Source organism: Sedimentitalea arenosa, assembly GCF_016428585.1.
In the GTDB taxonomy this organism is placed as follows: Bacteria; Pseudomonadota; Alphaproteobacteria; order Rhodobacterales; family Rhodobacteraceae; genus Sedimentitalea; species Sedimentitalea arenosa.
Genome location: NZ_JAELVR010000003.1, coordinates 317,524 through 340,358, shown reverse-complemented (window position 1 = coordinate 340,358; position 22,835 = coordinate 317,524). Strand labels below are relative to the sequence as shown.

The 22,835-nt window shown below is 64.2% G+C and carries 20 protein-coding genes and 1 riboswitch; of the genes, 2 read left to right on the top strand and 18 right to left on the bottom strand.

The window, feature by feature from the left end; translation table 11 throughout:
- Window positions 1-96: 96 nt before the first annotated feature.
- Genes glyS through JF290_RS06270 form a run of 4 tightly spaced genes read right to left on the bottom strand, consistent with a single transcriptional unit; the run spans window position 97 to window position 5,030 of the window.
- Entirely contained in the window at window positions 97-2,337 is a 2,241-nt protein-coding gene (gene glyS, locus JF290_RS06285; RefSeq protein WP_199023917.1) for a glycine--tRNA ligase subunit beta, read from the bottom strand.
- A 9-nt stretch (window positions 2,338-2,346) separates the two neighbouring features.
- Entirely contained in the window at window positions 2,347-3,558 is a 1,212-nt protein-coding gene (gene gltS / locus JF290_RS06280; RefSeq protein WP_199023915.1) for a sodium/glutamate symporter, read from the bottom strand.
- Window positions 3,559-3,573: 15 nt separating this feature from the next.
- Window positions 3,574-4,104: a DUF6446 family protein gene (locus JF290_RS06275; RefSeq protein WP_199023914.1), complete on the bottom strand. Its 531-nt coding sequence runs from the start codon at window positions 4,102-4,104 to the stop codon at window positions 3,574-3,576.
- Window positions 4,101-5,030 carry a glycine--tRNA ligase subunit alpha gene (locus JF290_RS06270; RefSeq protein WP_199023913.1) on the bottom strand — a complete coding sequence of 310 codons (930 nt, stop codon included), beginning with the start codon at window positions 5,028-5,030 and terminating at the stop codon, window positions 4,101-4,103. Before JF290_RS06270 ends, JF290_RS06275 begins: the two co-directional genes overlap by 4 nt.
- Window positions 5,031-5,234: 204 nt before the next feature.
- On the opposite strand from JF290_RS06270, the gene JF290_RS06265 reads away from it, so the two are divergent.
- On the top strand, window positions 5,235-6,977 hold the full coding sequence (locus JF290_RS06265; protein WP_199023911.1) for a serine protease: 1,743 nt from the start codon (window positions 5,235-5,237) through the stop codon (window positions 6,975-6,977).
- Window positions 6,978-7,039: 62 nt separating this feature from the next.
- On the opposite strand, the gene JF290_RS06260 is transcribed toward JF290_RS06265, so the two are convergent.
- The 13 genes from JF290_RS06260 to dctP form a co-directional block, all read right to left on the bottom strand.
- Window positions 7,040-8,023 carry an HAD family hydrolase gene (locus JF290_RS06260; RefSeq protein WP_233155166.1) on the bottom strand — a complete coding sequence of 328 codons (984 nt, stop codon included), beginning with the start codon at window positions 8,021-8,023 and terminating at the stop codon, window positions 7,040-7,042.
- A gap of 83 nt (window positions 8,024-8,106) precedes the next feature.
- Window positions 8,107-9,684 carry a 5-guanidino-2-oxopentanoate decarboxylase gene (locus JF290_RS06255; protein ID WP_199023910.1) on the bottom strand — a complete coding sequence of 526 codons (1,578 nt, stop codon included), beginning with the start codon at window positions 9,682-9,684 and terminating at the stop codon, window positions 8,107-8,109.
- Window positions 9,684-11,132, bottom strand: coding sequence for a TrkH family potassium uptake protein (locus JF290_RS06250; RefSeq protein WP_199023909.1), 1,449 nt, complete (start codon window positions 11,130-11,132; stop codon window positions 9,684-9,686). The genes JF290_RS06255 and JF290_RS06250 overlap by 1 nt, the downstream gene beginning before the upstream one ends.
- 33 nt (window positions 11,133-11,165) lie before the next feature.
- Window positions 11,166-11,420: a DUF1127 domain-containing protein gene (locus JF290_RS06245; protein WP_199023907.1), complete on the bottom strand. Its 255-nt coding sequence runs from the start codon at window positions 11,418-11,420 to the stop codon at window positions 11,166-11,168.
- A gap of 125 nt (window positions 11,421-11,545) precedes the next feature.
- Window positions 11,546-12,421: a hypothetical protein gene (locus tag JF290_RS06240; protein WP_199023906.1), complete on the bottom strand. Its 876-nt coding sequence runs from the start codon at window positions 12,419-12,421 to the stop codon at window positions 11,546-11,548.
- A gap of 20 nt (window positions 12,422-12,441) precedes the next feature.
- Window positions 12,442-12,783, bottom strand: a complete 342-nt coding sequence (locus tag JF290_RS06235) for an antifreeze protein (RefSeq protein WP_199023904.1) — start codon at window positions 12,781-12,783, stop codon at window positions 12,442-12,444.
- A 171-nt stretch (window positions 12,784-12,954) separates the two neighbouring features.
- A complete protein-coding gene (gene folE2 / locus JF290_RS06230; protein ID WP_199023903.1) occupies window positions 12,955-14,055 on the bottom strand; it encodes a GTP cyclohydrolase FolE2 in 1,101 nt (366 codons plus the stop codon).
- 161 nt (window positions 14,056-14,216) lie between these two features.
- Window positions 14,217-15,413: an O-succinylhomoserine sulfhydrylase gene (gene metZ / locus JF290_RS06225; RefSeq protein WP_199023902.1), complete on the bottom strand. Its 1,197-nt coding sequence runs from the start codon at window positions 15,411-15,413 to the stop codon at window positions 14,217-14,219.
- A gap of 64 nt (window positions 15,414-15,477) precedes the next feature.
- Window positions 15,478-15,554: riboswitch (SAM riboswitch) on the bottom strand.
- A 75-nt stretch (window positions 15,555-15,629) separates the two neighbouring features.
- A complete protein-coding gene (locus tag JF290_RS06220; RefSeq protein ID WP_199023900.1) occupies window positions 15,630-17,141 on the bottom strand; it encodes a malonate--CoA ligase in 1,512 nt (503 codons plus the stop codon).
- An 11-nt stretch (window positions 17,142-17,152) separates the two neighbouring features.
- Window positions 17,153-18,400 carry a malonyl-CoA decarboxylase gene (locus JF290_RS06215; RefSeq protein ID WP_199023898.1) on the bottom strand — a complete coding sequence of 416 codons (1,248 nt, stop codon included), beginning with the start codon at window positions 18,398-18,400 and terminating at the stop codon, window positions 17,153-17,155.
- Window positions 18,397-19,713 (bottom strand): TRAP transporter large permease, encoded by a 1,317-nt coding sequence (locus JF290_RS06210; protein ID WP_199023896.1) that lies wholly within the window; start codon window positions 19,711-19,713, stop codon window positions 18,397-18,399. The genes JF290_RS06215 and JF290_RS06210 overlap by 4 nt, the downstream gene beginning before the upstream one ends.
- Complete coding sequence (locus JF290_RS06205; RefSeq protein ID WP_199023895.1) at window positions 19,713-20,261, bottom strand: TRAP transporter small permease; 549 nt, start codon at window positions 20,259-20,261, stop codon at window positions 19,713-19,715. The genes JF290_RS06210 and JF290_RS06205 overlap by 1 nt, the downstream gene beginning before the upstream one ends.
- 78 nt (window positions 20,262-20,339) lie before the next feature.
- A complete protein-coding gene (gene dctP / locus JF290_RS06200; RefSeq protein WP_199023893.1) occupies window positions 20,340-21,326 on the bottom strand; it encodes a TRAP transporter substrate-binding protein DctP in 987 nt (328 codons plus the stop codon).
- Between the two features lie 139 nt (window positions 21,327-21,465).
- Here dctP and JF290_RS06195 point away from each other — a divergent pair, with 139 nt between their 5' ends.
- Entirely contained in the window at window positions 21,466-22,158 is a 693-nt protein-coding gene (locus JF290_RS06195) for a GntR family transcriptional regulator (protein WP_199023892.1), read from the top strand.
- Here JF290_RS06195 and JF290_RS06190 read toward each other — a convergent pair.
- On the bottom strand, window positions 22,128-22,808 hold the full coding sequence (locus JF290_RS06190; RefSeq protein WP_199023890.1) for a DUF1045 domain-containing protein: 681 nt from the start codon (window positions 22,806-22,808) through the stop codon (window positions 22,128-22,130). The genes JF290_RS06195 and JF290_RS06190 overlap by 31 nt on opposite strands.
- Between the last annotated feature and the right edge of the window lie 27 nt (window positions 22,809-22,835).

The window sequence follows — 22,835 nt, the reverse complement described above, 5'->3', positions numbered from 1 at the left end:
CGCAAGAGAAAGCCGGGCCGCGCACCCGGGGCCGGCCACGGACCGGGATACCTGTGGCCGGAAAGAAGCAGATCCGGACGTGTTGCAGGCCGGGGGTCAGTCCTGGATCGTGCCGAGATCGGCGACGGACCGGCAGGTGCTGCGGATCGCGCTGAGCAGGTTCAGGCGGTTGCGCCGCAACACGGCGTTGTCGGTGTTCACCTGGACATCCTCGAAGAAGGCATCGATCGGGCCGCGCAGCGCCGCCATGGCCGCCATCGCGGCGGGAAAGTCCTGCGTGGCGAGCGCCGGGGCGATCCGCGACTCGGCGGTTTCCAGCGCGGCGAAAAGCGCGCGTTCGCTGTCGGTTTCGGCGAATTTCGCATCCGCCCCGAAAGAGTATTCGACGCCGTCTTTCTCCTCGGCCTGGGTGAGAATGTTGTTGGCCCGGCGGAAGCCGTGCAGCAGGTTTTCGCCCTCGTCGGTCTTGAGCACGTCGTCCAGCGCGCGGGCGCGTTTCGCCAGCAAGTTCAGGTCATCGCTGCCGGGCATGGCGATGCAGGCGTCGATGATGTCGTGCCGGATGCCCTGATCGCGCAGGTGGACCTTGAGGCGGTCGTGCAGGAACACCAGCAGGTCGGTCGAAAGATCGGGCACCAGATCGCCGATGCTGCGCAGAAGCTTGGCGTTGTCTTCCTCTCCCTTGTCCTTGAGACGATCGAGCACCGCATGGAGGGCCGCGCCGAAAACGCCGCGATCGGCGATTTCGTCCATGAGATCATCAAGCGCGGCAAGGTCCTCGGCGCTGGCCTCGCGATTGAGGTGGATCTTGTGGCGCAGGAGTTGCGCGTCGATAGGCATGTCCAGCGGCAGGCTCAGATCGTTCGTGAGGATCAGCCGGATCACCCCCAGCGCGGCGCGGCGCAGCGCGAAGGGGTCCTTGGACCCGGTGGGTTTCTCGTCGATGGCCCAGAAACCGGTGAGCGTGTCGAGCTTGTCGGCAAGCGCGACGGCGACCGAGACCGCCGCGGTTGGCACGTCATCGGAGGGACCAAGCGGGGAGTAGTGATCCTGCGCAGCGGCGGCGATTTCGGGCGCTTCGCCGGCGGCGGTTGTGTAGTAGCGCCCCATGAGCCCCTGCATTTCGGGGAATTCATAGACCATTTCGCTGGAGAGGTCGGCCTTGGCGAGCTGTGCCGCGCGCTTCGCCTGGTCGGGATCGGCGCTGGTGGCCGGGGCAAGGTCGCGCGCCAGCGCGGCAATGCGGCGGATGCGGTCGCCCTGGCTGCCGAGCTTGTTGTGGAAGGTCACGTCGTCGAGCGCATCGACCCACTTGGTGATGTCGTCGCGGGCCACGCGCAGATCGTTTTCCCAGAAGAATTTTGCGTCAGCCAGCCGAGCCGAAAGTACCTTGCGGTTGCCCGCGAGGATGGTGGCGCCATTGTCCGCCGTGTCGCGGTTGGCGACGGTGACGAAGCGCTCGATACGGCCCGACTTGGGGTTCTTGACCGAGAAGAACTTCTGGTGTTCGCGCATCGAGGTTTGCAGGACCTCGGGTGGCAGGTCGAGGAACGCGGCATCGATCTCGCCCATCAGAACGACCGGCCATTCCACCAGCCCCGCGACCTCGGCAAGCAAGCCCGCGTCCTCGACGACCTCGAGCCCGGCGGCGAAGGCGAGGTTGGTGGCGTCGGCCCAGATGTGTTCAGCGCGCTCGGTCGGGTTCAGCACCACCTTGGCGCGCTTGAGCTTGGCCTCGTAGTCCTCGAACGAGGTGACCGGGAAGGCATCGGGGGCCATGAAGCGGTGCCCGCGCGTGGTGTTCGAGGTCGCGATGCCATCGATGTCGAGCGGCACGATGGTGCTGCCATCGGCATCCGACAGCAGGCAGAGGATGCCCTGCAGCGGGCGTACCCAGCGCAAGGACTCCGCCCCCCAGCGCATCGATTTGGGCCAAGGAAAATTGCGGATCGTGCTTTCAAGCACCTCGGCCACGATGTCGGCGGCCGGGCGGCCCGGCTGGTCGATCACGGCAAAATAGACCGCGCCCTTGGGCGTGTCGCGCTGTTCCAGCTGATCGCGGGTGAGACCGGCACCGCGCAGGAACCCCTCGACCGCCTTGTCCAGCGCATCGACGCGGGGGCCCTTGCGCTCCTCGCGCAGATCGGGGGAGCGCGTCAGAAGGCCCTCGACGGTCAGGGCCAGGCGGCGCGGTGTCGCGAAAGCAGCGGCGGAGGCATAGGTCAGCCCCGCCTCGACCAAACCGTCGGTCATGCGTTTTTTCAGATCTTCGGAGGCGCGCGCCTGCATCCGGGCTGGGATTTCCTCGGAAAACAGTTCGATCAGAAGGTCGGGCATGACGGGTCCTCAGAAAGTCACGATCGTCTGGATGACGATGGCGTTGGCAATATCGACGATAAAGGCGGATACAAGCGGCAGCACGATAAAGGCAATAGGCGACGGGCCGTAGCGTTTCGTCACGGCGGTCATGTTCGCGATGGCCGTGGGGGTTGCACCCAGCGCAAAGCCACCGAACCCGGCGGACAGCACGGCGGCGCGATAGCCCCTGCCCATCAGCGGAAAGAGCACGTAGAGAACGAAGACCAGCGTGAACAGAGTCTGGGCCGCGAGGATGACGACGATGGCGAAGCCGAGATCGGCAATGGTCCAGAGTTGCAGACTCATCAGCGACATGGCCAGAAACGCTCCAAGCGCGAATTCCGACACCAGCGCCAGTGACGGGGTGCGGGTCACGGGCCGCGCATTCGGAACCAGAACGGCGCGCAGATTGGCGATGACGATTCCCATCACGAGACAGGGCACAAAGAGCGGCAGTTTCAGCCCCATCCCGTCCAGCGCAGCGTGCAGAAAATATCCGAGGATGATGGCCAGGTTGAGGTAGAACAGCACCCGCATGATGGTCATGTGGTCGATTGTGGTGTCATCCTTGTCCGGGTCTCGGGGCAGGCCAACGGTCGCGACCTCGTCCGGGCGATCCGGTGTCAGGGCATATTTTTCCACCAGATGCTTGGCGATCGGGCCGCCGATCAGCGCGGCGAGCACCAGACCCAGGGTCGCCACCGCAACGCCCAATTCCGCCGCACCAGTCAGCCCCGTTGCCTCGGCCACGTCCGGCGCCCAGGCGATGGCGGTGCCGTGCCCGCCGATCAGCGCGGCGGAACCGAACAGCACGCCGGCCTTCAACGGGTAACCGAACAGGCTTGCCCCGGCCGCGCCGATGACGTTCTGCGCCAGAATGGTCAGCACCGTCAGCGCCGACAGGATCAGAAGCGGCTTGCCACCCGCCAGCAGGTCGGACAGACGGGCATTGAGCCCGATGCCGGCAAAGAACAGCACCAGAAGGAAGTCGCGCGTGTTCAATTCGAAAGCGAGTTCGATCCCGGTCGCAAGGTAGAGGCCCAGCACCAGCAACGCCATGGCCAGCCCTCCGGTCACCGGTTCGGGGATGTTGAAGCGGCGCAGGATCTCGATCCGCGCATTGGTTTCCGCACCCGCCAGAAACACCGCGAAGCCCAAGGTGGCGGTGAGGAAATCCGGAACGACGAGTATGGATGTCATGGCATCCGCCCCGGTTCAGCGCGTGGTGTCGGGAAGCGGCGGGCATTCCTCGCCGACGACGGTGCCGTCATAGGCCTTGGCGCCGCAGTCGTTCAACTCGTGCCAGACATAGCCGCGCCCGTCCTCGGTGATCGCGACGATGCGGTCGACGCCATAGCGCACGTTCTTGGCCGACAGGAACGCCGTGGCGGAGCCGTCCTTGAGCGCGGTGCCCAGCGCCGCGGCATCGAAACAGTCAAACCAGCCGGGCGCGTTGCGCGGGCTCAGCAGGTCGAGCGTGACGTAATGGGTGCGCAACGCGTCGAGCGGGTCGGTGGTGGTGAAGCAGGCTCGGTAACGGATCGGCGAACTGTCCGCATCGATGGCGACGAAATCGGCATAGGCGATGGGTTCGGGCGTGTCGCCCTGAAGCGGCATCAGCAGCACGTCGCGCCCCGGCTGGGGTTCAACCTCCGCATAGAAACCATAGACCTGCAGGTAGTAGAGCGCGCCACCGGCGACGAGCGCCGAGACCAGCAGAACGAGGGCGACAAACTTGCCCGTCACGCTGCGTGTCCCCCGGCCGCGGTCTGCACGAAAGCGTCCGCGCATTGCTTGGCCAAGGCGCGCACGCGACCGATATAGGCTTGCCGTTCGGTGACGGAAATCACCCCGCGCGCATCCAGCAGGTTGAAGATGTGGCTGGCCTTGATGCACTGGTCATAGGCAGGGTGCGCCATGACGATGCGCTTGCCGGTCTTGGGGTCGTCCGCCGGGTGGGACAGGATCGCGGCGCATTCGGCCTCGGCCTCCTCGAAATGGCGCAGCAGCACGGCAGTGTCAGCGACGTCGAAATTCCAGCGTGCGTATTCCTCTTCGGTCTGCTTGAACACGTCGCCATAGGTCAGCGGGATCGGTGCGTCGGGGTCGTTGAACGGCATGTCCATCACATGCTCCACACCCAGCACATACATGGCCAGCCGTTCCAGCCCATAGGTCAGTTCGCCGGAGACCGGGTTGCAGTCATGCCCGCCGACCTGCTGGAAATAGGTGAATTGGCTGACTTCCATGCCGTCGCACCAGACTTCCCAGCCGAGCCCCCAGGCCCCCAGTGTCGGGCTTTCCCAGTCGTCTTCGACAAAACGGATGTCGTGCAGTTCCATGTCGATGCCGATGGCTTGCAGGGAGCCAAGATAAAGGTCCTGCAGGTCGGGTGGGCTGGGTTTGATCAGCACCTGGAACTGGTAGTAATGCTGCAACCGGTTCGGATTCTCGCCATAGCGCCCGTCGGTGGGGCGGCGACTGGGCTGAACGTAGGCGGCGGCCCAAGGCGTGCTGCCAAGACTGCGCAGGGTGGTTGCCGGGTGAAACGTGCCGGCGCCGACCTCCATGTCATAGGGTTGCAGAATGGCGCAGCCCTTGGCGGCCCAATAGGTCTGCAAGCGCAGGATGATCTCCTGGAAGGACCGGGGCGGTTGGGACAGGTCGATCATGCGGCGGCTCCTGCTGCGGATTCGTGGGCGGACGGTGATCCTCATCGCCCGGAAAGGTCATGCGAGTGCGGCCTTTACCTATGCCTGTGGCCTGACGGGGTCAACGGCGCAAACAACGCTGTGAGGCACCGCGAAAAGGCTTGGCCTCGGTCCTGCTTTACTGTTTACCTGCGGCGAATATTTGGCAGGCAGGACAAGGATTTCATGATCAGACGGCTGTTGGTTGCATTGGTTCTGGTGGTTTTCGCGGGCGGCGCACCGCTGGGCGCGCAAAGCGCGGATCCGGAGGTGGTCTGGGTGCAGATCGAAGCACATCCGGACCTGGCCACCGCGCGGCAGAGAGCCGAGGTGTTCAACGCCCGGCTCGCGGATGTCAACGGCTTCTCGCTGGGAGGGTCTTGGTATGGCATCCTGCTGGGCCCTTACCTGCGCGAGGATGCCGAGAGAGTGCTACGCTCCTACCGCGCCGACCGACTGATCCCACGAGATTCCTTCATTGCCTATTCCCGAAACCTCGGGGCGCAATTCTGGCCCGAGGGCGCGAACCTGCTGAACCGAGGCGCGATCTTGGCGCCACCGGTCGAACCTGACAGTGCCGGAAGCCCGACGCAGCCCCTCGTGGCGGCAGACGAAACACCGGCCGAGGCGCGTCGTGGCGAGCGACTGCTGACGGCAGAGGAACGGCGTGAATTGCAGGTCGCGCTGCGCGCCGCCGGCTTCTACAACGCCGCGATCGACGGAGCCTTCGGGGCTGGCACGCGGCGGTCGATGGCGGATTGGCAGCTGAACAACGGGTTCGAGCCGACGGGCGTTCTGACCACGGCGCAGCGCGCAATGTTGATGGAGCAATACAACGCGCCCCTGATCAGCGTGGGAATGCGCCGGGTGCGCGACGGCGAGGCCGGTATCGCCGTGGACATGCCGACGGACGCGGTCGCCTTCAGCCGGTATGAGCCGCCCTTCGCCCATTACGACGCAAGCGGCGATGAGCTTGCCGCGCGCGTACTGCTGATCAGCCAACCGGGCACGCGGACAACGCTGGCTGGGCTATACGATATCATGCAGACGCTCGAGATCGTGCCCCTGGACGGGCCGCGCGAGCTGTCGGGCGACGGTTTCGTGATCGAGGGGCGCGGCAAGGGCATCGTTTCGCACACCGAAGCGCGGCTGGAGAACGGCGAGATCAAGGGGTTCACTCTGATCTGGCCGATCGGTGACGAAGCACGCCGGGCGCGCGTCCTCGATGCGATGCAGGCCAGTTTCGAACGGCTTGACGGGGTGCTTGACCCGGCGACCGGAGAAGGTGCGCAGGCCGTCGATCTGGTGGCCGGGCTGGCCGTGCGCCAGCCGCGCCTGTCCCGCTCTGGCTTTTACATCGATGCTGGTGGTACGGTGGCCACGACCGCCGACGCGGTGCAAAATTGCACACGGATCACGCTGGGCGAGGACACCCGTACCGAAGTGCTGGCCCGGGATGCCGACCTGGGCGTTGCACTGCTGCGCCCGCAGGAGCGTCTGGCCCCAATGTCAGTGGCACGCCTGCGTCCCGCCAAGGGGCGTCTGCAATCGAACGTGGCTGTGTCCGGGTACAGCTATGCCGGCCTGCTGGGCGGTCCGACGCTGACCTTCGGCACGGTGGCCGACGTCAAGGGCCTCGCGGGCGAGCCCGACCTGACCCGGCTGGCGTTGAACGCGCTGCCCGGAGATGCCGGAGGTCCTGTTCTGGATGCGGGCGGCGGCGTTCTGGGCATGTTGCTGCCGATGGACGACGCCGATCGAAAGCTGCCCGAGGATGTCAGCCTGATCGCCGACGCCGAGGCGATCCGCGCTCTGCTGCAACAAGCCGGGATCAACGTCGAGGCCGTGGACGACTCCGCGCCCTTGACGCCCAACGCGATGACCCGGCTGGCAAGCGGTATGACCGTTCTGGTCAATTGTTGGGACTGAATAGCCAAACGAAAAAGGCCGCGACCGGGTGCGGTCGCGGCCTGTTCACGCGCTGACCCCGGCTACCGCGCGGGCCAGATCGTTTCCCAATCCTCGGCCATGTCCACGATCAGCCAACCGCGCTCGGGGCCTTCGTCGAGCCCCCGCACCAACTTGCCCACGGAACTGTCGCGGTCATAGGCGAATTCGCGTTCGCCATCGGTGTGGTGCACGATCAGGCCGAAACGCGGCCCTTCGCCCGCCGTGGCCCATTCCAACATCTCGAAATCACCGTCCGAGTTTCCGCCCACGAAGATCGGCCGCTTGCCAATCTTGTTGTCGATGCCCACGGGCTTGCCCGCCTTGTCGTCGATAAAGGCGATCTGCGGTTCCTTGAGGACCGTCGGCACACCATCGACCAGTTGATAGCTGGTCTTGCTCGCGCTGCCGATCACCTGCTGGGGCGGTATGTTGTAGGCTTCCTCGGCGAAGGCGCGGATGAAATGCACGCCGCCGCCCGAAACGATATAGGTCGCGAACTCCTCGTCGCGCAGGTAGCCCAGCAGCTCAAGCATCGGCTGGTAGATCATCGCATCATAAGCCATGCCGGTTTGCGGATGGGTCGCGCGATCCAACCAGTCGCGCACATCCGTGATGAAATCATCGACCGAGATGCCGGAATGCGACACGGTTATGACCTCGAGCAATCCCTTCTCCCCGCCCGCCATGACACCGGCGAGGTCACCCTTTGCCGCGGCTTTCAGCGGATCACTGGTCAGGATCGACGGGTCGGCTTCGGACAGCCGCGCGATGCGGTCCATCGCGTAGTAGATCTGGAAGTAAGCCGGTTGTTCGGCCCAGAGCGTGCCATCATTGTCAAACACCGCGATCCGGTCCGCCGGGGTAACATAGCTATCGCTGTCGGGATCAGTGACCGACGACACGAACTCGGTGATCCGGGTCTTGGCGTCGGTATCCGTCCACGATGGCAAGGGATCGGCCAAGGCGGTGGAGGCGACAAGCGCGGCCACCATGCCGAGTACCGGACCGAGAGGCGTTGATCGCATGGGGGATATCCTTTTCCTGACAGAGGGAGCTTGAAGGGAGGATGAGCCCACCGCCCACATTGTCAAGAGCAGGACACGCTCCCTTACCCAAGCAGGCCGGGCGTCACATGGATCAACGTCGGGCCGTCCGCCTCGAGGGCGTCCTTGACGGCCTGATGCATTTCGTCAAGCGAGCCAGGCGCGGCGGAGCGTGCACCGAAGGCTTCGGCCAGTTTGCAGAAATCCGGGTTCTTCGCGATCACCGCGTTGGGCGCGATCTGGGCACCTGTCATCGAGTCCTCGATCTCCTTGAGCTTGCCGTTGTCCCACAGGATGATCGGCAACGGCAGGCCAAGCTCCACCGCCACGCCCAGCTCGGCCATTGTATAGTGAAAGCCATAGTCGCCGATGATGACGATGGTCGGCAGCCCGGGTCGCCCGACCGCACCGCCGATGCCCGCCGGCAGCGCATAGCCCAGCGTGCCGAAACCATAGGGGTGATGCCAGTGGCCCGGGCGGTGCATCTCCCAGACTTCCTTTGCGACATAGGCGAATTGGGTCATGTCGGAGTAGATCATCGTTTCGGCCGGCAGGCAGTCGCGCAGGGCCTTGCAGACAGGAACGATACCCGGCCGCTCGGCATCGGTTTCCGCATGCCAGACCGCGCGGGTCTCGGCCACTTCGGATTCGGTCCAATCGGTGTTGGGGGTCATGTCTTCGGTCGCGAGCAGCAGTGCATCGGCCACGTCGCGCGCATCGGCCAGGATCTTGATCTCGGCGCGTTGATCGTCGGCCAGCACGGTCGGGTCGATATCGACCCGAACCATCGTGGACTGGTGGCCCAGATGCGTGCGCCAAAGGTCGACTTCGGCTAGTTCGGTGCCGATCGCCACGACAAGGTCGGCGCGTGCAATCACCTCCGCGCTGCCAGGCCGCGCGAGCGTCGAGCCGAAATCCAGCGGATAGCCCGCGCCCACTGTGCCACGCCCGGCATAGGTCTGGAAACAAGCGGCACCGGTGCGCGCCATGATCTGGCGCCAATAGGCGCCCGAGGCCCCGCCCCCCAGGATGAACAATGGACGACGCGCCAAGGGCAGCAGCGACAGGATCGGCGCGATCTCGGTCGCCGTCGCCTTGGTGCGCAGAGCGGGCATGTTCGGGGCCGGTGCCGGGTCAGCCTCGGCCTGCAATAGCGCGATCGGCACCTGAATGTGCTTGGAGCGGGGACGGCGGCTATCGAATTCCTCGAATGCGCGCTCGACCAGCGCAAAGGCGGCCTTGGCGCTTTCCGCCGTGGCGGACCAGTCGCAGACAGTGGCGGCCGCGATTTCCTGGTCGTTCATCTGATGCAACTGGCCCTTGCGCGCCGCAGCTTCATCAAGACACGAGGACAGAACGAGCAACGGTACGGAATCGGAATAGGCTTGCCCCATCGGGGTCATGATGTTGCAGACGCCCGGACCGGTGATGACATAGGCGACGCCGGGTTTGCCGGTCGCGCGCGCATAGCCGTCGGCCATGAAGCCCGCCCCCTGTTCGTGGCGCGCGAGGACATGGGTGATCCCAGCCTCCTCGATCCCACGGTACATTTCCTGATTGTGCACACCGGGGATACCGAAGATCACGTCGACCCCGCGATCTTTGAGCATGTGCGAGATTTGGGCTCCGAGCGGTCGTTTCATCAGGCTCTCCAGAATTGGACGGTGAGTATGGCATAGACGGCGAGCAGTTCGAGCCGTCCGATCAGCATGGCGATGGTCAGCATCCACTTGGCCGCATCGTTCAGCCCGCCGAAATTGCCCGACGGACCGATCTGATCGCCGAGGCCCGGGCCGATATTGGCGAGGGCCGCCGCAGCGCCCGAAATCGACGTGGTGAAGTCGAGCCCGGTCAAAGCCAGCCCCCAGCTGACGATGCCCAGCGTAACGACGAAGAAGACGAAGAAGGACATGACGGAGCTTAGCACGTCGTCATCCACCCGCCGCCCGCCATAGCGCGGCAGGAAGACGCCGTGCGGGCTGCGGATGCGCTGCAATTGCACCCGGATCGAGGCGAAAAGAAGCTGGTAACGGAAAATCTTGACCGAACAGGCGGTCGAACCCGCGCAGCCGCCGATCAGGCCGATGAAGAAGAACAGCGTGATCAGCAGCGGACCCCACTGCATGTAGTCGACGCTGGCATAGCCGGTGCCGCTGATGATCGACGTGATGTTGAACAGCGCCTCGCGCAGCGATTGCTCCCAGTGATGCGGAAAGATGCGTTGCAGTTCGACCCACATGAACAGCACGAGGACCCCAATCGTGGCGAGAAAGCCCCGGATCTGCGGATCGGTGAACAGCGAGTTGGTGTTGCCGTTCAGTAGCTGGACATATCGCACGAAGGGGAGTGCCGCGAGGATCATGAACACCGAGGCGACATATTCCAGCGGCCCCTGGAAGGTGCCGAAGGACGCGTCGTAGTTCGAGAACCCTCCGGTCGAGATCGTGGTAAGCGCGTGCACCAGCGCATCGAAGAATCCCATGCCCAACACGAGGTAGGAGAGGATGCAGAGCAGCGTCAGCCCGACGTAGATCACCGAGATGCGGCTAGCGATCTCGGTCGCGCGAGGCAGGATCTTTCCCATGGTTTCGAAAGCTTCGCTGCGAAAGATCTGCATCCCCCCGACCCGAAGCTCGGGCAGGAACACCATCGCCACGACGATGATGCCGATACCGCCCAGCCATTGCAGGATGCCGCGCCAGAGCAGGATACCCTGCGGCAGGCTGTCGAGCCCCGAAATCACCGTCGATCCTGTGGTGGTGAGCCCGGACATCGCCTCGAAGAAGGCATCGGTGAAGGTGAGGTTCGTCGCGCCCAGCATCAGGGGCAGCGCGCCGAAGAGAGGCAGTGCGACCCACACACCGGTGGTCAGCAGAAAGGTTTGCTGGATCGACAACCCCTCCTTGACGCCGTTGGAGCAGCTGAGCGCGATCGCGCCGCCGGTCAACATGGTGACGACGCCACTCTCGAAGAAGACGGTCCAATGCCCACCGCCCTCGATCAGGTCGGCGACCATCGGCAACACCATCGTGAGGCCCAGAATGGCCACCAGAAGGCCGATCACATATCCGACGGGACGCAGGTCAAACATGAGGCGCAGCGTTGGCGTGCGGCGTCTGTGCTGTCAAGCATCGCCCGCGTCATCTGGCGTGGGCACACCAAAGAGGTCAGCGAAGACAAGCGCCGGAATATCTGCTCTTTCAAGACCCAGACCGGAAAGCTCGACATCACTGAGCGCTTCCAGTGCCGCAACGTCATGCAGCCGGTCCCGGCCGATCATCCCGGCGTTGAACCCCTGCCCGCACGACGCAAGATACCAGTCGAGCCGGGCCCGCCAGCCTGGCGACAGTGCCGTGATGTGAATCTGGTCGTTTGGCATGGGAAACCTCGAGTCATGTTCTCCGGTTTCCTCCCTCGGGCAGTTCGGCCGTTTGGTGGACGTGTCACACGCGGCCTTGGCAGGGCGCACCCCGGCAGGGATGCGCCCAATCTTGTGGTCGGCTATCAGTCGGCCTTGGCCGGTTTCTCGTCGCCGTCCTTGGCGCTTTCCGACACGCCCGCAGGCATCGCGGGTGGAACAGACGGTTCGCGACGCGCCTTTTTGGTGGCGGAGGCCGTGTCGATCTTGGCCTGCGCAACTTCGGGCGCGGCAGTGGCGGCCTGATCAACCGGTGTTGCGGTCACTTCGGACGCCCTTGTTTCGAGCGGCTTGGCGACAGCGTCGGGCGCTTTGCTCTCAACCGGCGTTGCGACGGCGTCGGATGCCTTCGTCTCGACCGATTTCGCGACGGCCTCGGGTGCCTTGGTCTCGACCGGCTTTCCGACAACGTCGGTTTTTACGGGAGCCTCGGTTTCGACTTTCACCGTCGTCGAAGGCGCGGTCTTGGCCGTCGCTTTCGAAGTGGTCTTGGTTGCACCCTTGGCAGCCGGTTTTGGCGCGGCCTTGGTCTTGGGCGTTGCAGCCGCCTTCGCCGAAGGCCTGGTTGCCGCTTTGGTGGCCGGCTTCGGTGCAGATTTCGTCGCAGTTTTCGCAGCCGGCTTCGGTGCAGCCTTGGTCGCCGCTTTCGACGCGGCCTTTTCGGCCGGAGCGGCCTTGGCAGCGGGTTTGCGTGCGGTCTTGGCAGCCGGTTTCGGAGCGGCTTTCGCAGTCGGCTTCGGTTCAGCTGTCTCAGCCGGCGCCGCCTTGGAAGCGGGCTTCGCAGCCACCTTGGGCGCGCAGGGCATCTTGGCGCGAGCCACGATCGCCCGCATCGGCGCGTAAGGCAGTTCGATGGCGGTCTGCGCGACCATTTCCATGATCCGCATATTCGTTGTCAGCGCACGGCCGGCCGCGCGCATGTAGGCCGCATGGAGCTCCAACGGGTTGAGCAAGGGGGTCATTCGATGTCTCTCTTTCAGATTCAGTCTGTTTCGGGTCGGGGTTGGCCGAAGTACCGCGGTCCGTGGCCAGCAAGCCGGCTCCGGTTGGAACTGGCCTTTTCCGAGATCGGGGCGAGTATCGCCTGCATGACGCGGTCCGGGCCTCGCCCGGACAAAGCCGTCAGGGTTCCCGACACCATCGATTCGGTGAAGGCGGGCAGTTTTTCCTCGACCATCGCGGATTTCTCGCTGTCGGGCACATGCCAGACGCCCGTCAGCCCCATGAGGCGCATCGCCACGACGAACTGTGCATCAGTGGCCAGTTGAGCCAAGGACATCCAAGCCTTGACCATGTCGCTGGCGCGGTCGATGGTCTCGTGCATCACGTTCTCCGGCGGGGTGTCGCGCCGGGTTATCCGCGCCGTCACATCCCCACCATGCGCGCAGTGTAGCGCAATCGGAGAGCGGGCGCAGCACAAATTGCTGCGATGCGGCATTTCTGCCGCAAATACAGGCTAACCTCGTGGACCGTCTGAAAAATGTGTCGGCAAGGTTCAGCCTGCGTGCACCAGAGTCGAGAACAGTTTCGGGTCATAGCTCTGGGCAGCGAAGGTTTCGCCCTCCACGAGGATGCTCACAGCGTCGTGGCTGTGCAGGCTTTCCTGGTGGCTCGCGACGACGCGGAAGTCGCCAATCCGGTGATCCGCCAAAAGCTGTTCGCAGAACAACCGCGCCGCATCCTCGACGAAGATCGGGTTGGCGGCGTTGAGTTCGGCAAAGGCTTGCTCGTCCTCGCGCTTGACCATGACCTGCGTTTCGGTCGGCACCGCACGACGGCAAGCCTCGATCAGGTCTTCGAACCACAGGCATTGGGCGTCACTGTCCAGTTCGACAGAAATCCGCGCCACGGAGCGCTGCGAGTGCGGCGTCGCCAGTTGTCCGCGCGTCGCGCGGGCGTGCTCGGACAGTTCCAGAGAGCAGGGGCAGGTCGAAGAATAGACGTAGTCCAGATGCATGATCTTCTGGCGCACACCATCGGTTTCGACCAGTTCCAGCGCGATGTCGTAATACTGATAGCCCGACAAGCCCGAGCGCAGACTGTCCACGCGCATCGGGAAGGAGAACCGCATCTGGATACGGGCATCAAAGCTTTCCAGGTCGCTCTTGTAGTCGTCCAGAGCAGATTCCATCACCTCGAAGCTGAAGGTGCGATCGGCATGGCGGTAGAAGCTGCGCATGATGCGCGACATGTTGATGCCTTTCTTGTCCGCTTCGAGGCTGACCGTGCCCGTGACGGAGGTTTCCAGCGTCAGGTCGCCATTGTCGCGGGTATGGAAACGGATCGGCAGGCGAAAGTTCGAGATCCCAACATGCTGGATCTGTTGGCGCGCGCCACGGATCAGGCTGGATGGCCCGTTCTGCAGGTCGGGAAGGCTCGCCTTGTAGCTGTCGGAGACTTCGAAGGACTCGGGATAGCTGCGCGACAGGGTCGGATAATCGATCGTCTTTTCCGGCAGCAAGCGCGCGATCGACGGATCGAGCGCCAGAATCTCGGCCTCGCTCGCCCCACGCGCCCAGATGCGCAGCGTGTCGAGCGCAGCCTCGGCCTCGGATCGGTCCGGTGACTGGTTCAGGTCCGGAGTATGGATGTTCATGGCGCGCTCCCGTGCTTTCGGCGTGGCGGTTCCGAACCTTACTTAACGCTTCGGCAACCGCATTTCCACTTGTCTGCATTGATACGCTGCAGACAGGGCCGTGGATCAATCAAGACCACGACGCGCTTGTCCTGATCTGCGGCACCATGACGACGCGCGCCTCAGGGCGTCCCAGAGCCTGCGGCATCAAGCGCGCGCGAAACATCCGCGAGCAGATCTTCGGTAGCCTCGATGCCGACCGACAGGCGGACGAGACCCGGCGTGATACCCAGCATCGATTTCTGGTCGTCGGGCAGACGCTGGTGCGTGGTGGTCGCCGGGTGGGTCACGATCGACTTGGTGTCGCCCAAGTTGTTGGAAATCTTGACGATCTTCAGCGCATTCAGGAATCGGAAAGCCGCCTCCTGCCCGCCTTTCAGGTCGAGCGAGATCACCGTGCCGCCCTTGCCCATCTGCCGGGTGCAGAGCGCATGCTGGGCGTGGTCCGGCAGACCGGGATAATGCACCGTGTTCAAACCCGCATGCCCCTGCAACGCCTTGGCCAGCGTCAGCGCGGTGTCCGCCTGCGCATTGACGCGCAGCGCCATGGTTTCCAGCCCCTTGAGCATCACCCACGCGGTGAATGGACTCATCGAGCCGCCTGTGTGCTTCATATAGGGTTCGACGGTCTTGCGGATGAACTCGCGCGTGCCCAGGATGATGCCGCCCAAGGCGCGGCCCTGCCCGTCGATATGCTTGGTTGCAGAATAGATCACGACATCGGCGCCCTGGTGGATGGCGCGCGAGAAGACCGGGGTCGCGAAAACGTTGTCGACCAGCACCGTGGCCCCGACCGCATGGGCCAACTCGCTGACCGCGCGGATGTCGATCACCTCCAGAGTCGGGTTCGACACGGATTCGAAGAACACGGCCCTGGTATCCGGGCGCAACGCCGCGCGCCACTGATCGATATCCGTACCGTCAACGAAAGTGACCTCAACCCCGAAGCGCGTCAGGATTTCCTCGAGCACGTAGAGGCAGGAGCCGAACAACGCGCGCGAGGACACGACGTGATCGCCCGCTTTCAGCATCGAGGTCAGCGCACCCGAGACCGCAGCCATGCCCGAGGCGGTGGCAAAGCCGTCCTCGGCGCCTTCGAGCGCGGCGATGCGATCTTCGAACATGCGCACGGTCGGGTTTCCGTACCGGGCATAGATGAACTCGTCTTCGCCCGCCTGGATGAACCGCGCCTCGGCGGCCTCGGCGCTGTCATAGGCGAAGCCCTGGGTCAGGAAAATCGCCTCGCTCATTTCTCCGTATTGGCTGCGGCGGGTGCCACCATGCACCGCGGTGGTGCGCTTGTCCCAAGTGTCGGTCATCTCGTCCTCCGGCCCTGTGCTGGAAGGGCACATCAAAAAACCCCCGAACGCGGTCAAGCGAAAGGGGGCTTTCATCCTGACCTTTTAGCGGCGTGTTTAGCGTGGTCCGCAATCCGGTAACAAATCACCACGACGGTCAGCCGGAACCGGCTGAACGATGCTTTGCCTATAAGAGCGCAGCGGGCCCGCTGTCAACGCGGAAAAAGCAGCGCGCGGTCAGGTGAAAAGGTCGCCGAACCGGTCACGCAACAGGTTCTTCTGCACCTTGCCCATAGTGTTGCGCGGAAGATCGTCGACCACGATCAACTTGCGCGGATGCTTGAACCGGGCAAGGCTCTGTCCCGCCGCGGAGCCGATCGCATCGATATCGAGCGTCGCGCCGGGCTTTGCGACCAAGACGCCAACGACGGTCTCGCCGAAATCCGGGTGCGGCACGCCGATCACGGCGCTTTCCAGCACGCCCGGTTGTTCGTCGAGCAGCAGTTCGATCTCCTTGGGATAGATGTTGTAACCGCCCGAGATGATCAGATCCTTGTTGCGCCCGACGATGTGGACATAGCCGTCCGCGTCGACCCGGCCGAGGTCGCCGGTGATGAAGAAGCCGTCCTCACGCAGCTCTTCGCGGGTTTTTTCGGGCATCTGCCAATACCCCTTGAAAACGTTGGGCCCACGCACCTCGATCTGGCCGATCTCGCCCGTGGGCAGAGTGTCACCGCTGGCCGGATCGGTGATCTTCAGCTCGACCCCCGGCAGCGGAAACCCGACGGTCCCCGCGCGGCGGTCGCCGTCATAGGGGTTGGAGGTGTTCATGTTAGTTTCGGTCATGCCGTAGCGTTCGAGGATACGGTGACCCGTGCGCTGCTCGAACTGCACGTGGGTTTCCGCCAGAAGCGGCGCGCTGCCGGACACGAAGAGCCGCATATGCGCGACGAGATCACGGGTGAAACGGTCGTCGTTCAGAAGGCGCGTGTAGAAGGTCGGAACGCCCATCATCGTGGTGGCGCGAGGCAGTTCGGCGATGATCTGGTCCTGATCGAAGCGAGGCAGAAAGATCATCGCGCCGCCCGCGATCAGCGTGATGTTCGTCGCCACGAACAGGCCGTGGGTGTGAAAGATCGGCAATGCGTGCAGCAGCACGTCGGCGTCGGAGAACCGCCAGTAGTCGGCCAGAACCTCTGCATTCGACAGCAGGTTTTCCTGGGTCAGCATCGCGCCCTTGGACCGGCCCGTGGTGCCGGACGTATAGAGGAAGGCCGCGAGATCATCGGCACTGCGGTCCTCGGTTGCGAAAGTATCGGACTCCGCGTCGGCCAGCGCGCGCAGCGACCCGCTTCCGTCCGCATCGAGCGTTTCGAGCCGGGCGCCGGCCGCCTTTGCGACCGGAGCGAGCGCGTCGCGCTTGGCACCGTCGCAGACAAGGATCCGTGCGCCGCTGTTGTCGACGAAATAGGCGAGCTCGTCCGCCGTGTAGGCGGTGTTGAGCGGCAGAAAGACGATCCCGGCCTGCACACAGGCGGCATAGATCGCGAGGGCCTCAGGCGATTTCTCGATCTGGACCGCCACACGATCCCCGGGCCCTGCCCCAAGTCCACGCAGGGCATGGGCGAATTGCGCCGTCTGCGCCAGGAACGCCGCGTGGGTCACGGTCGATCCATCCGCGAGATGGAGGAAGGGCGTGCTCTTGCCCGCATGCTTTCCGAACAGGGTGTCGAACAGGGGATTGGCCATCTGGGTCTTCCTTACGCGGTCTCGGGCTGAACCGCCTGCGCCAGAGCGCGAACCTCGGGCGACGCAGCGACGTTCCAGTCCGCGGCATAGCGCTCATGGTTGCGTGAAATCAAGGACAGGTCATAGATATAATTGACCATTGTGCCGCCCGACTGCGCGATCCCGTTCTCGGAAACATCGGCATCCGCATGGACCGCATGAACTTGCGCTCCGTTGCCGAGATGAAAGCGTGCCACCGGATCGTAGGGCGCACCATCGGCGCGTTTGGCGTTCAGCAGGTAGTTCGCGGCAAACTGGCGCTGGCGTTCGGCCGTGCCGTCGGGCATCCGCGCGCCGGTTTCGCGAGCCCACGCGGTCAGGCCCGGGATCGGCGATAGCGTTACAAAACACTTGAGGTCAGGCAGTTCGCGCGACAGATCCGCGACCACCTGCTTGATCAGCGAGTTGCCGAAAGAGATACCGGCCAGCCCGTCCTGACAGTTGGAGATCGAGTAGAACACCGCCGTGTCGGCCTCCTGCGCCGGAACGACCGCGCGCTCGTCGGTCAGAAGGTTCTGCACGGATCCGGGAACACCTTGCGTCAGCGCCACCTCGACGAAGATCAACGGTTCATCCGGCATTGATGGATGGAAAAAGGCGAAGCAGCGTCGATCCTCGGGTTGCACGCGGTTGCGCAGATCATCCCAACTCTGGATTGCGTGCACCGCCTCGTAGGCGATGATTTTCTCGAGGATGCCTGCAGGGCTTTCCCAATTGATCGGCCGCAGCACCAGGAAACCGCGATTGAACCACGACGCGAAGAGATGCCGGAAATCCAGGTCGACCATCGAAAGGTCGGGCATGTCGCGGGTCATGCGGAGCAGGTCCTTGCGCATCTCGACCAACTGGCCGGTCGCGCCGGGCACCTGGTTCAACCGGCGGGCCAGCTCTTGCCGCCGGGCTTCGGACGCGGCCAAGAGCGCGCGATAGGTCGCCTTGCCGGGCGCGTCTTCATAAGCATCGGCGGCGTCGCGGATCGCCTGCGGATCGACACCGAGGTCACGCACGAGGAAGCTGAAGAAGGCGCGTTTCTCCTCCTCGCTCATCGCCGCATAGCGGTCGAGCACGTGCCGGGCCAGCACCATTCCGGATACCTCGCCGGAATTACCCAGCAGGTCGTGGCACAGATCCTCGATCGAGCGTCCACTCTGGTCCGGTTGAGCGTCGCCGCGATAACGCCGCTCGAGCACGGTGGAAAGCAGGTCGGCGAGAAAGCTCATACCGCGGTCCCCATGACGGCATCGGGCAACCAGGTGGCAAGTTCCGGGAACACACACAGCAGAATGATGGCGAGCACCATGCAGGCGACGAAGGGCAAGGACCCCATGAGGATGGTCTTCAGCGAAATGTCGGGCGCGATGCCGTTGATGACATAGAGGTTCAGACCGACAGGCGGACTGATCAGGCCGATCTCCATGTTGATCGTCAGCACAACCGCGAACCAGATCGGGTCGAACCCGGCGGTGGTGATGATCGGCAGCAGGATCGGCGCGGCCATGAGGATCACGGCCACCGGCGGCAGGAAGAACCCGGCGATCAGCAGGAAGACGTTGACCGCGGCCATCAGAACCCAGCGGTTGACGTCCAGTGTGCCGATCCATTCGGCGATGGACTGTGTGATGAAGAGACTCGACAGCATATAGGAGAACACGCCCGCAGCGGCGATGATGAACAGGATCATCACGCTTTCGCGGGTGCTGTCGCGCAGCACCGTCCACAGGTCACGCGGGTTCCAGAGCTTGTAAATCACGACCGCGATCAGCAGACACAGCAGCGCCCCGACGGCGGCGGTCTCGCTTGGCGTCGCGATACCGCCATACATGGCATAGAGCACGCCGAGGATGATGAAGAGGAAGGGCAGAACGCGGGGCAGGATCTCGATCCGCTCACGCCAACTGTAACTGCGCGAGGACAGAACCGCGGTGTTGCCCGACCGCCAGGTGGCATAGAGCGACCACGCCATGAACAGCGCCACCAGCAGCAGACCCGGGATCACGCCCGCAAGGAACAGCCGCCCGATCGAGGTTTCGGTGGCGATGCCATAGACGATCATGGTGACCGAGGGCGGGATCAGGATGCCCAGCGTGCCGCCTGCGGCGATGGAACCGGCGGCAATCCCGTCCGGGTAGCCCCGTTTGCGCATCTCCGGAATGCCCATTTTGCCGATGGCGGCACAGGTCGCGGGGCTGGACCCCGACATCGCAGAGAACAGCGCGCAGGCCCCGAGGTTTGAGATGACCAGCCCGCCGGGCACGCGCGTCAACCAGCGTTCCAGCGCCTCGTAAAGATCGGCGCCCGCCCGGGTCGAGGCGATCGAGGCCCCCATGATGATGAACATCGGGATCGACAGCAGCGCGAAATTGTCCAGCTTCCCGAACATGATCTCGGGCATCAGTTCGAGCGACCGCATCCCGTCAAAGAGGATCAGGAACCCGGCGGAGACGATCAGCAGACCGATCGCGACGGAAACGCCCGAAAACAGAACGAGAATGGTGGCGAGCGCGACCAGCCCGCCGAGGGTGAGCGGATCCATCAGTTGGCCTCCAATCCGAAAGGCTTGTCTATGCGCAGCACGAGGGCCACGAAATCGGCCACCAGTTGCAGCAGCAGAAGGCCCAGCCCCAGCGGCAGAGCGAGGTAGGGGATCCACAGCTTCGGCCCCCAGACGGTATCGGACCGCCAGCCGCGCTCCCATGCAAAGTGCCAGAACTCATAGCCATAGAACGTCATCACCGCCACGATGGCGATCGACAAGCCCAGCGTCAGCATCGCCATTGCACGGCGCATCGGCATCGGCAGCACGAGCGGGACGAGGTCCACGTTCACGTGACCGCGCAACCTCTGGACATAGGACAGACCGATCAGCGTCGCTGCGATCATCAGGTAGACGACCGCCTCGGTCTGCCACGTGGTGGATCCGTTCAGCACGAAGCGCACGAAGATCATCTGGCAGGTGATCGCCACCGCTGCGACGATCATCGCCGCCGAACACCAGCCCGCGAAGGTCGAGATGGCGGCAACGGTGCGCAGGAAAGGGTTTCGGCCGGTCTTTGCGACCGTGGCAGAGCTTTGGGTCGCCATGGCGCGCCCTCTTTCGTCTTGGTCAAAATCTCTAAGGCGCGGGAGACAGCCCCCCGCGCCCTTGTCGTCAACCGCGCATCACTCGACAGCGAGCGCCTGGTCAAGAAGCTCCTGACCGCCGGGAACTTCATCCACGAAGGCCTTGTAGGAGGTTTCCTGCGCCAGCGCGCGCCAGGCGTTGAACTCGTCCTCGGTCATGTCGCGGATTTCGACGCCCGCCTCCTCGAACACACGGCGCGATTCTGCATCTTCCTTCTTGGCTTCCTCCAGATAGAAGGCCTGCGCCTTCTCGGCCCCGGCCAGCAGCGCCGCCTGCTGATCTTCGCTCAGACCCTCGAAGGTCGACTTGTTCATGAGAAGGGGCTGGTACATGAACCAGAGCGCATAGTCTCCCGGCGGGGTGTAGCACGCCACCTGTTCGTAGATCCGGTAGGACACGAAGGACGAGGACGACGTGTTGGCGCCGTCCAGGACGCCGGTCTGCATCGCGTTGTAGATCTCAGAGCTGGCCATCGAGGCGATGGAGGCTCCGGCCCCAGCCAGCATCTGTTCGAACGCCTTGCCCGCCGCGCGCATCTGCGCGCCTTCCACGTCCTCGGGCGCGGTCATGCACTTTTCCTTGCCCGCGAACCCGCCGGCCAGATACCCGTGCACCAGCACCATCACGTCATCCTCGGCCAGCGTGGCCTCGATGCTTTCCATGAACGGGCTTTCGTTCAGGCGCGCCGCGTGGTCGTGGTTCTTCACGAGGCCGGGCATCAGCGTGAGATTGTAGGCGGGTCGCTGTCCGCCCGCATAGCTGAGCGGCAGAACCGTCATGTCGAGCTGTCCGCGCGACAACGGCGTGTATTGCTCGCGCGCCTTGAACAGCGACTGCGAGCCGAAGATGCGGATCTCAAGGTCCACATCGGCGGCGGCGACTTCGTCCGCGACGATCTGGGCGACCTGGTGGCGCACATCCTGGTTCGACCATTGATGCGACAGGCGCAGTTCGGCCGCGCCGGCGATACTTGCTGTGGTCATCAGGGCCGTCATCGCGGCCGCGGTCAGAAATCTGGTTTTCATCTTGTCCTCCCGTTTCGCCCGCCTCGACCGGCGGGTTGCTCCTGCGCGCAGTGTTTTCATTGGGGCATCCAGAGTCAACCATTTTGTATACAAGAAATGCCTTCTTGCGCACATGACGGCCTGCAGCTAAATTTCGAGCATGACCCGGCGCCGCGCGGACCAGATCGCAGACAGTATCGAGGAGATGATCTTTACCGGTCAGCTGTCCGATGGCGACCGACTCGACGAAATCCGGTTGGCGACGCGGTTCGACGTGTCGCGCACGCCAGTGCGCGAAGCCCTGCAGCGGCTGGTGGCCTCGGGCCTTGCGGTGCAGATGCCCCGTCGCGGCGTTTTCGTGCGCCAGCCGGGCCCGGTGGAACTGGTCGAGATGTTCGAGACCATGGCCGAGATCGAGGGCGTCTGCGCGCGCCTCGCCGCCACCCGGATCAGTGATGAGGCACTGGAGGAACTGCGACAAGCCAACCTGCGCTGTCACGATGCCATCGCCAGTGACGACAGCGACGGCTACTACCGGGAAAACGAGATATTTCACCAGATCATCTATCGCCAGGCCGGCAATGGGTTCCTCGAGCAGCAGGCGCTTGCGCTTCAGCACCGGCTGAAGCCCTATCGCCGCATTCAGCTGCGCCTGCGCGGGCGGATGTCTCAATCGATGGCCGAGCACGAAGCGATCGTCGCCGCACTGACCGACGGTGACGCCGACGGTGCCGCCGGCGCGATCCGCGACCACGTCGCGGTGCAGGGGGAAAAGTTCCGCCACCTGATGGCCCATCTGAAGACCCCGGCCCAGGCGCCGCGTCAGGCCGGCCCGGTCAGCGGTATCCGGTAGAGCTCGCGGAACCAGCCTTCCGGGTCCTCTCCGACCAGTGACAGGTGATTGATGGAGAAAGGCGCGCGCAGGTGATCAGCCAGACGCCCGGAGAGCACCGCCTCGATCGCGTCGATTCCAGTGCGGTCAAGCCGCCCCGTCAGAGTGAGATGAAAGCCGAAACTCTCCATCACGAACGGATAGCCCCAGGCAAGCAGGTTCCGCTCCTGATCGGCCGTCAAGTGTCGCGCGCGACGACGACCGAGCTCCTCCTCGGTCAGCGGGGCGCGAAACCCGTCCAGGTCTCGTACGACCTCAGCGGCAAGCGACGTCAGCCTCGGAACTGGTGCTGACGGAACCAGCGCGAGGAACCGACCCATCCGAGCGAGCTGCAAGCCCGGTAAAATGACCGGTGCTCGCTTCGCACAGAATGCGGCACACGCAGCCTGCAACTCCTGCGCCGTCCGATTCTCCGCCAGCCGAAACGGCGGCTTGATCGTCGCATGAAAACCATAGCGGCGTGGCTGCTCGGTCGCAGCGGCCATGTCGATCCCCGGCACGCCGGGTTGGGGGACCGCAGACCCGGTGGCGATATCCCAGCCCAGCCATTCGGCTCCGAACCGTCCCAGCGGCCCGTCCGGCACCGCGTAGATTGCATAACGATGAACCATCCCGGCCCCCTTTGCAGCCGGAATGCC

Bases quoted from the DNA above. Each gene is read 5' to 3' on its own strand.
- JF290_RS06215 (WP_199023898.1), bottom strand. From the start codon at position 18,400: ATGAGCTTTCTCGCCGACCTGCTTTCCACCGTGCTCGAGCGGCGTTAT.
- JF290_RS06205 (WP_199023895.1), bottom strand. From the start codon at position 20,261: ATGGCGACCCAAAGCTCTGCCACGGTCGCAAAGACCGGCCGAAACCCT.
- metZ (WP_199023902.1), bottom strand. From the start codon at position 15,413: ATGACCGACACTTGGGACAAGCGCACCACCGCGGTGCATGGTGGCACC.
- JF290_RS06265 (WP_199023911.1), top strand. From the start codon at position 5,235: ATGATCAGACGGCTGTTGGTTGCATTGGTTCTGGTGGTTTTCGCGGGC.
- JF290_RS06255 (WP_199023910.1), bottom strand. From the start codon at position 9,684: ATGAAACGACCGCTCGGAGCCCAAATCTCGCACATGCTCAAAGATCGC.
- gltS (WP_199023915.1), bottom strand. From the start codon at position 3,558: ATGACATCCATACTCGTCGTTCCGGATTTCCTCACCGCCACCTTGGGC.
- folE2 (WP_199023903.1), bottom strand. From the start codon at position 14,055: ATGAACATCCATACTCCGGACCTGAACCAGTCACCGGACCGATCCGAG.
- JF290_RS06240 (WP_199023906.1), bottom strand. From the start codon at position 12,421: ATGACCCCCTTGCTCAACCCGTTGGAGCTCCATGCGGCCTACATGCGC.
- JF290_RS06245 (WP_199023907.1), bottom strand. From the start codon at position 11,420: ATGCCAAACGACCAGATTCACATCACGGCACTGTCGCCAGGCTGGCGG.
- JF290_RS06190 (WP_199023890.1), bottom strand. From the start codon at position 22,808: ATGGTTCATCGTTATGCAATCTACGCGGTGCCGGACGGGCCGCTGGGA.
- JF290_RS06220 (WP_199023900.1), bottom strand. From the start codon at position 17,141: ATGGCCAATCCCCTGTTCGACACCCTGTTCGGAAAGCATGCGGGCAAG.
- JF290_RS06250 (WP_199023909.1), bottom strand. From the start codon at position 11,132: ATGTTTGACCTGCGTCCCGTCGGATATGTGATCGGCCTTCTGGTGGCC.
- JF290_RS06210 (WP_199023896.1), bottom strand. From the start codon at position 19,713: ATGGATCCGCTCACCCTCGGCGGGCTGGTCGCGCTCGCCACCATTCTC.
- JF290_RS06270 (WP_199023913.1), bottom strand. From the start codon at position 5,030: ATGATCGACCTGTCCCAACCGCCCCGGTCCTTCCAGGAGATCATCCTG.
- glyS (WP_199023917.1), bottom strand. From the start codon at position 2,337: ATGCCCGACCTTCTGATCGAACTGTTTTCCGAGGAAATCCCAGCCCGG.
- JF290_RS06260 (WP_233155166.1), bottom strand. From the start codon at position 8,023: ATGCGATCAACGCCTCTCGGTCCGGTACTCGGCATGGTGGCCGCGCTT.
- JF290_RS06235 (WP_199023904.1), bottom strand. From the start codon at position 12,783: ATGCACGAGACCATCGACCGCGCCAGCGACATGGTCAAGGCTTGGATG.
- dctP (WP_199023893.1), bottom strand. From the start codon at position 21,326: ATGAAAACCAGATTTCTGACCGCGGCCGCGATGACGGCCCTGATGACC.
- JF290_RS06195 (WP_199023892.1), top strand. From the start codon at position 21,466: ATGACCCGGCGCCGCGCGGACCAGATCGCAGACAGTATCGAGGAGATG.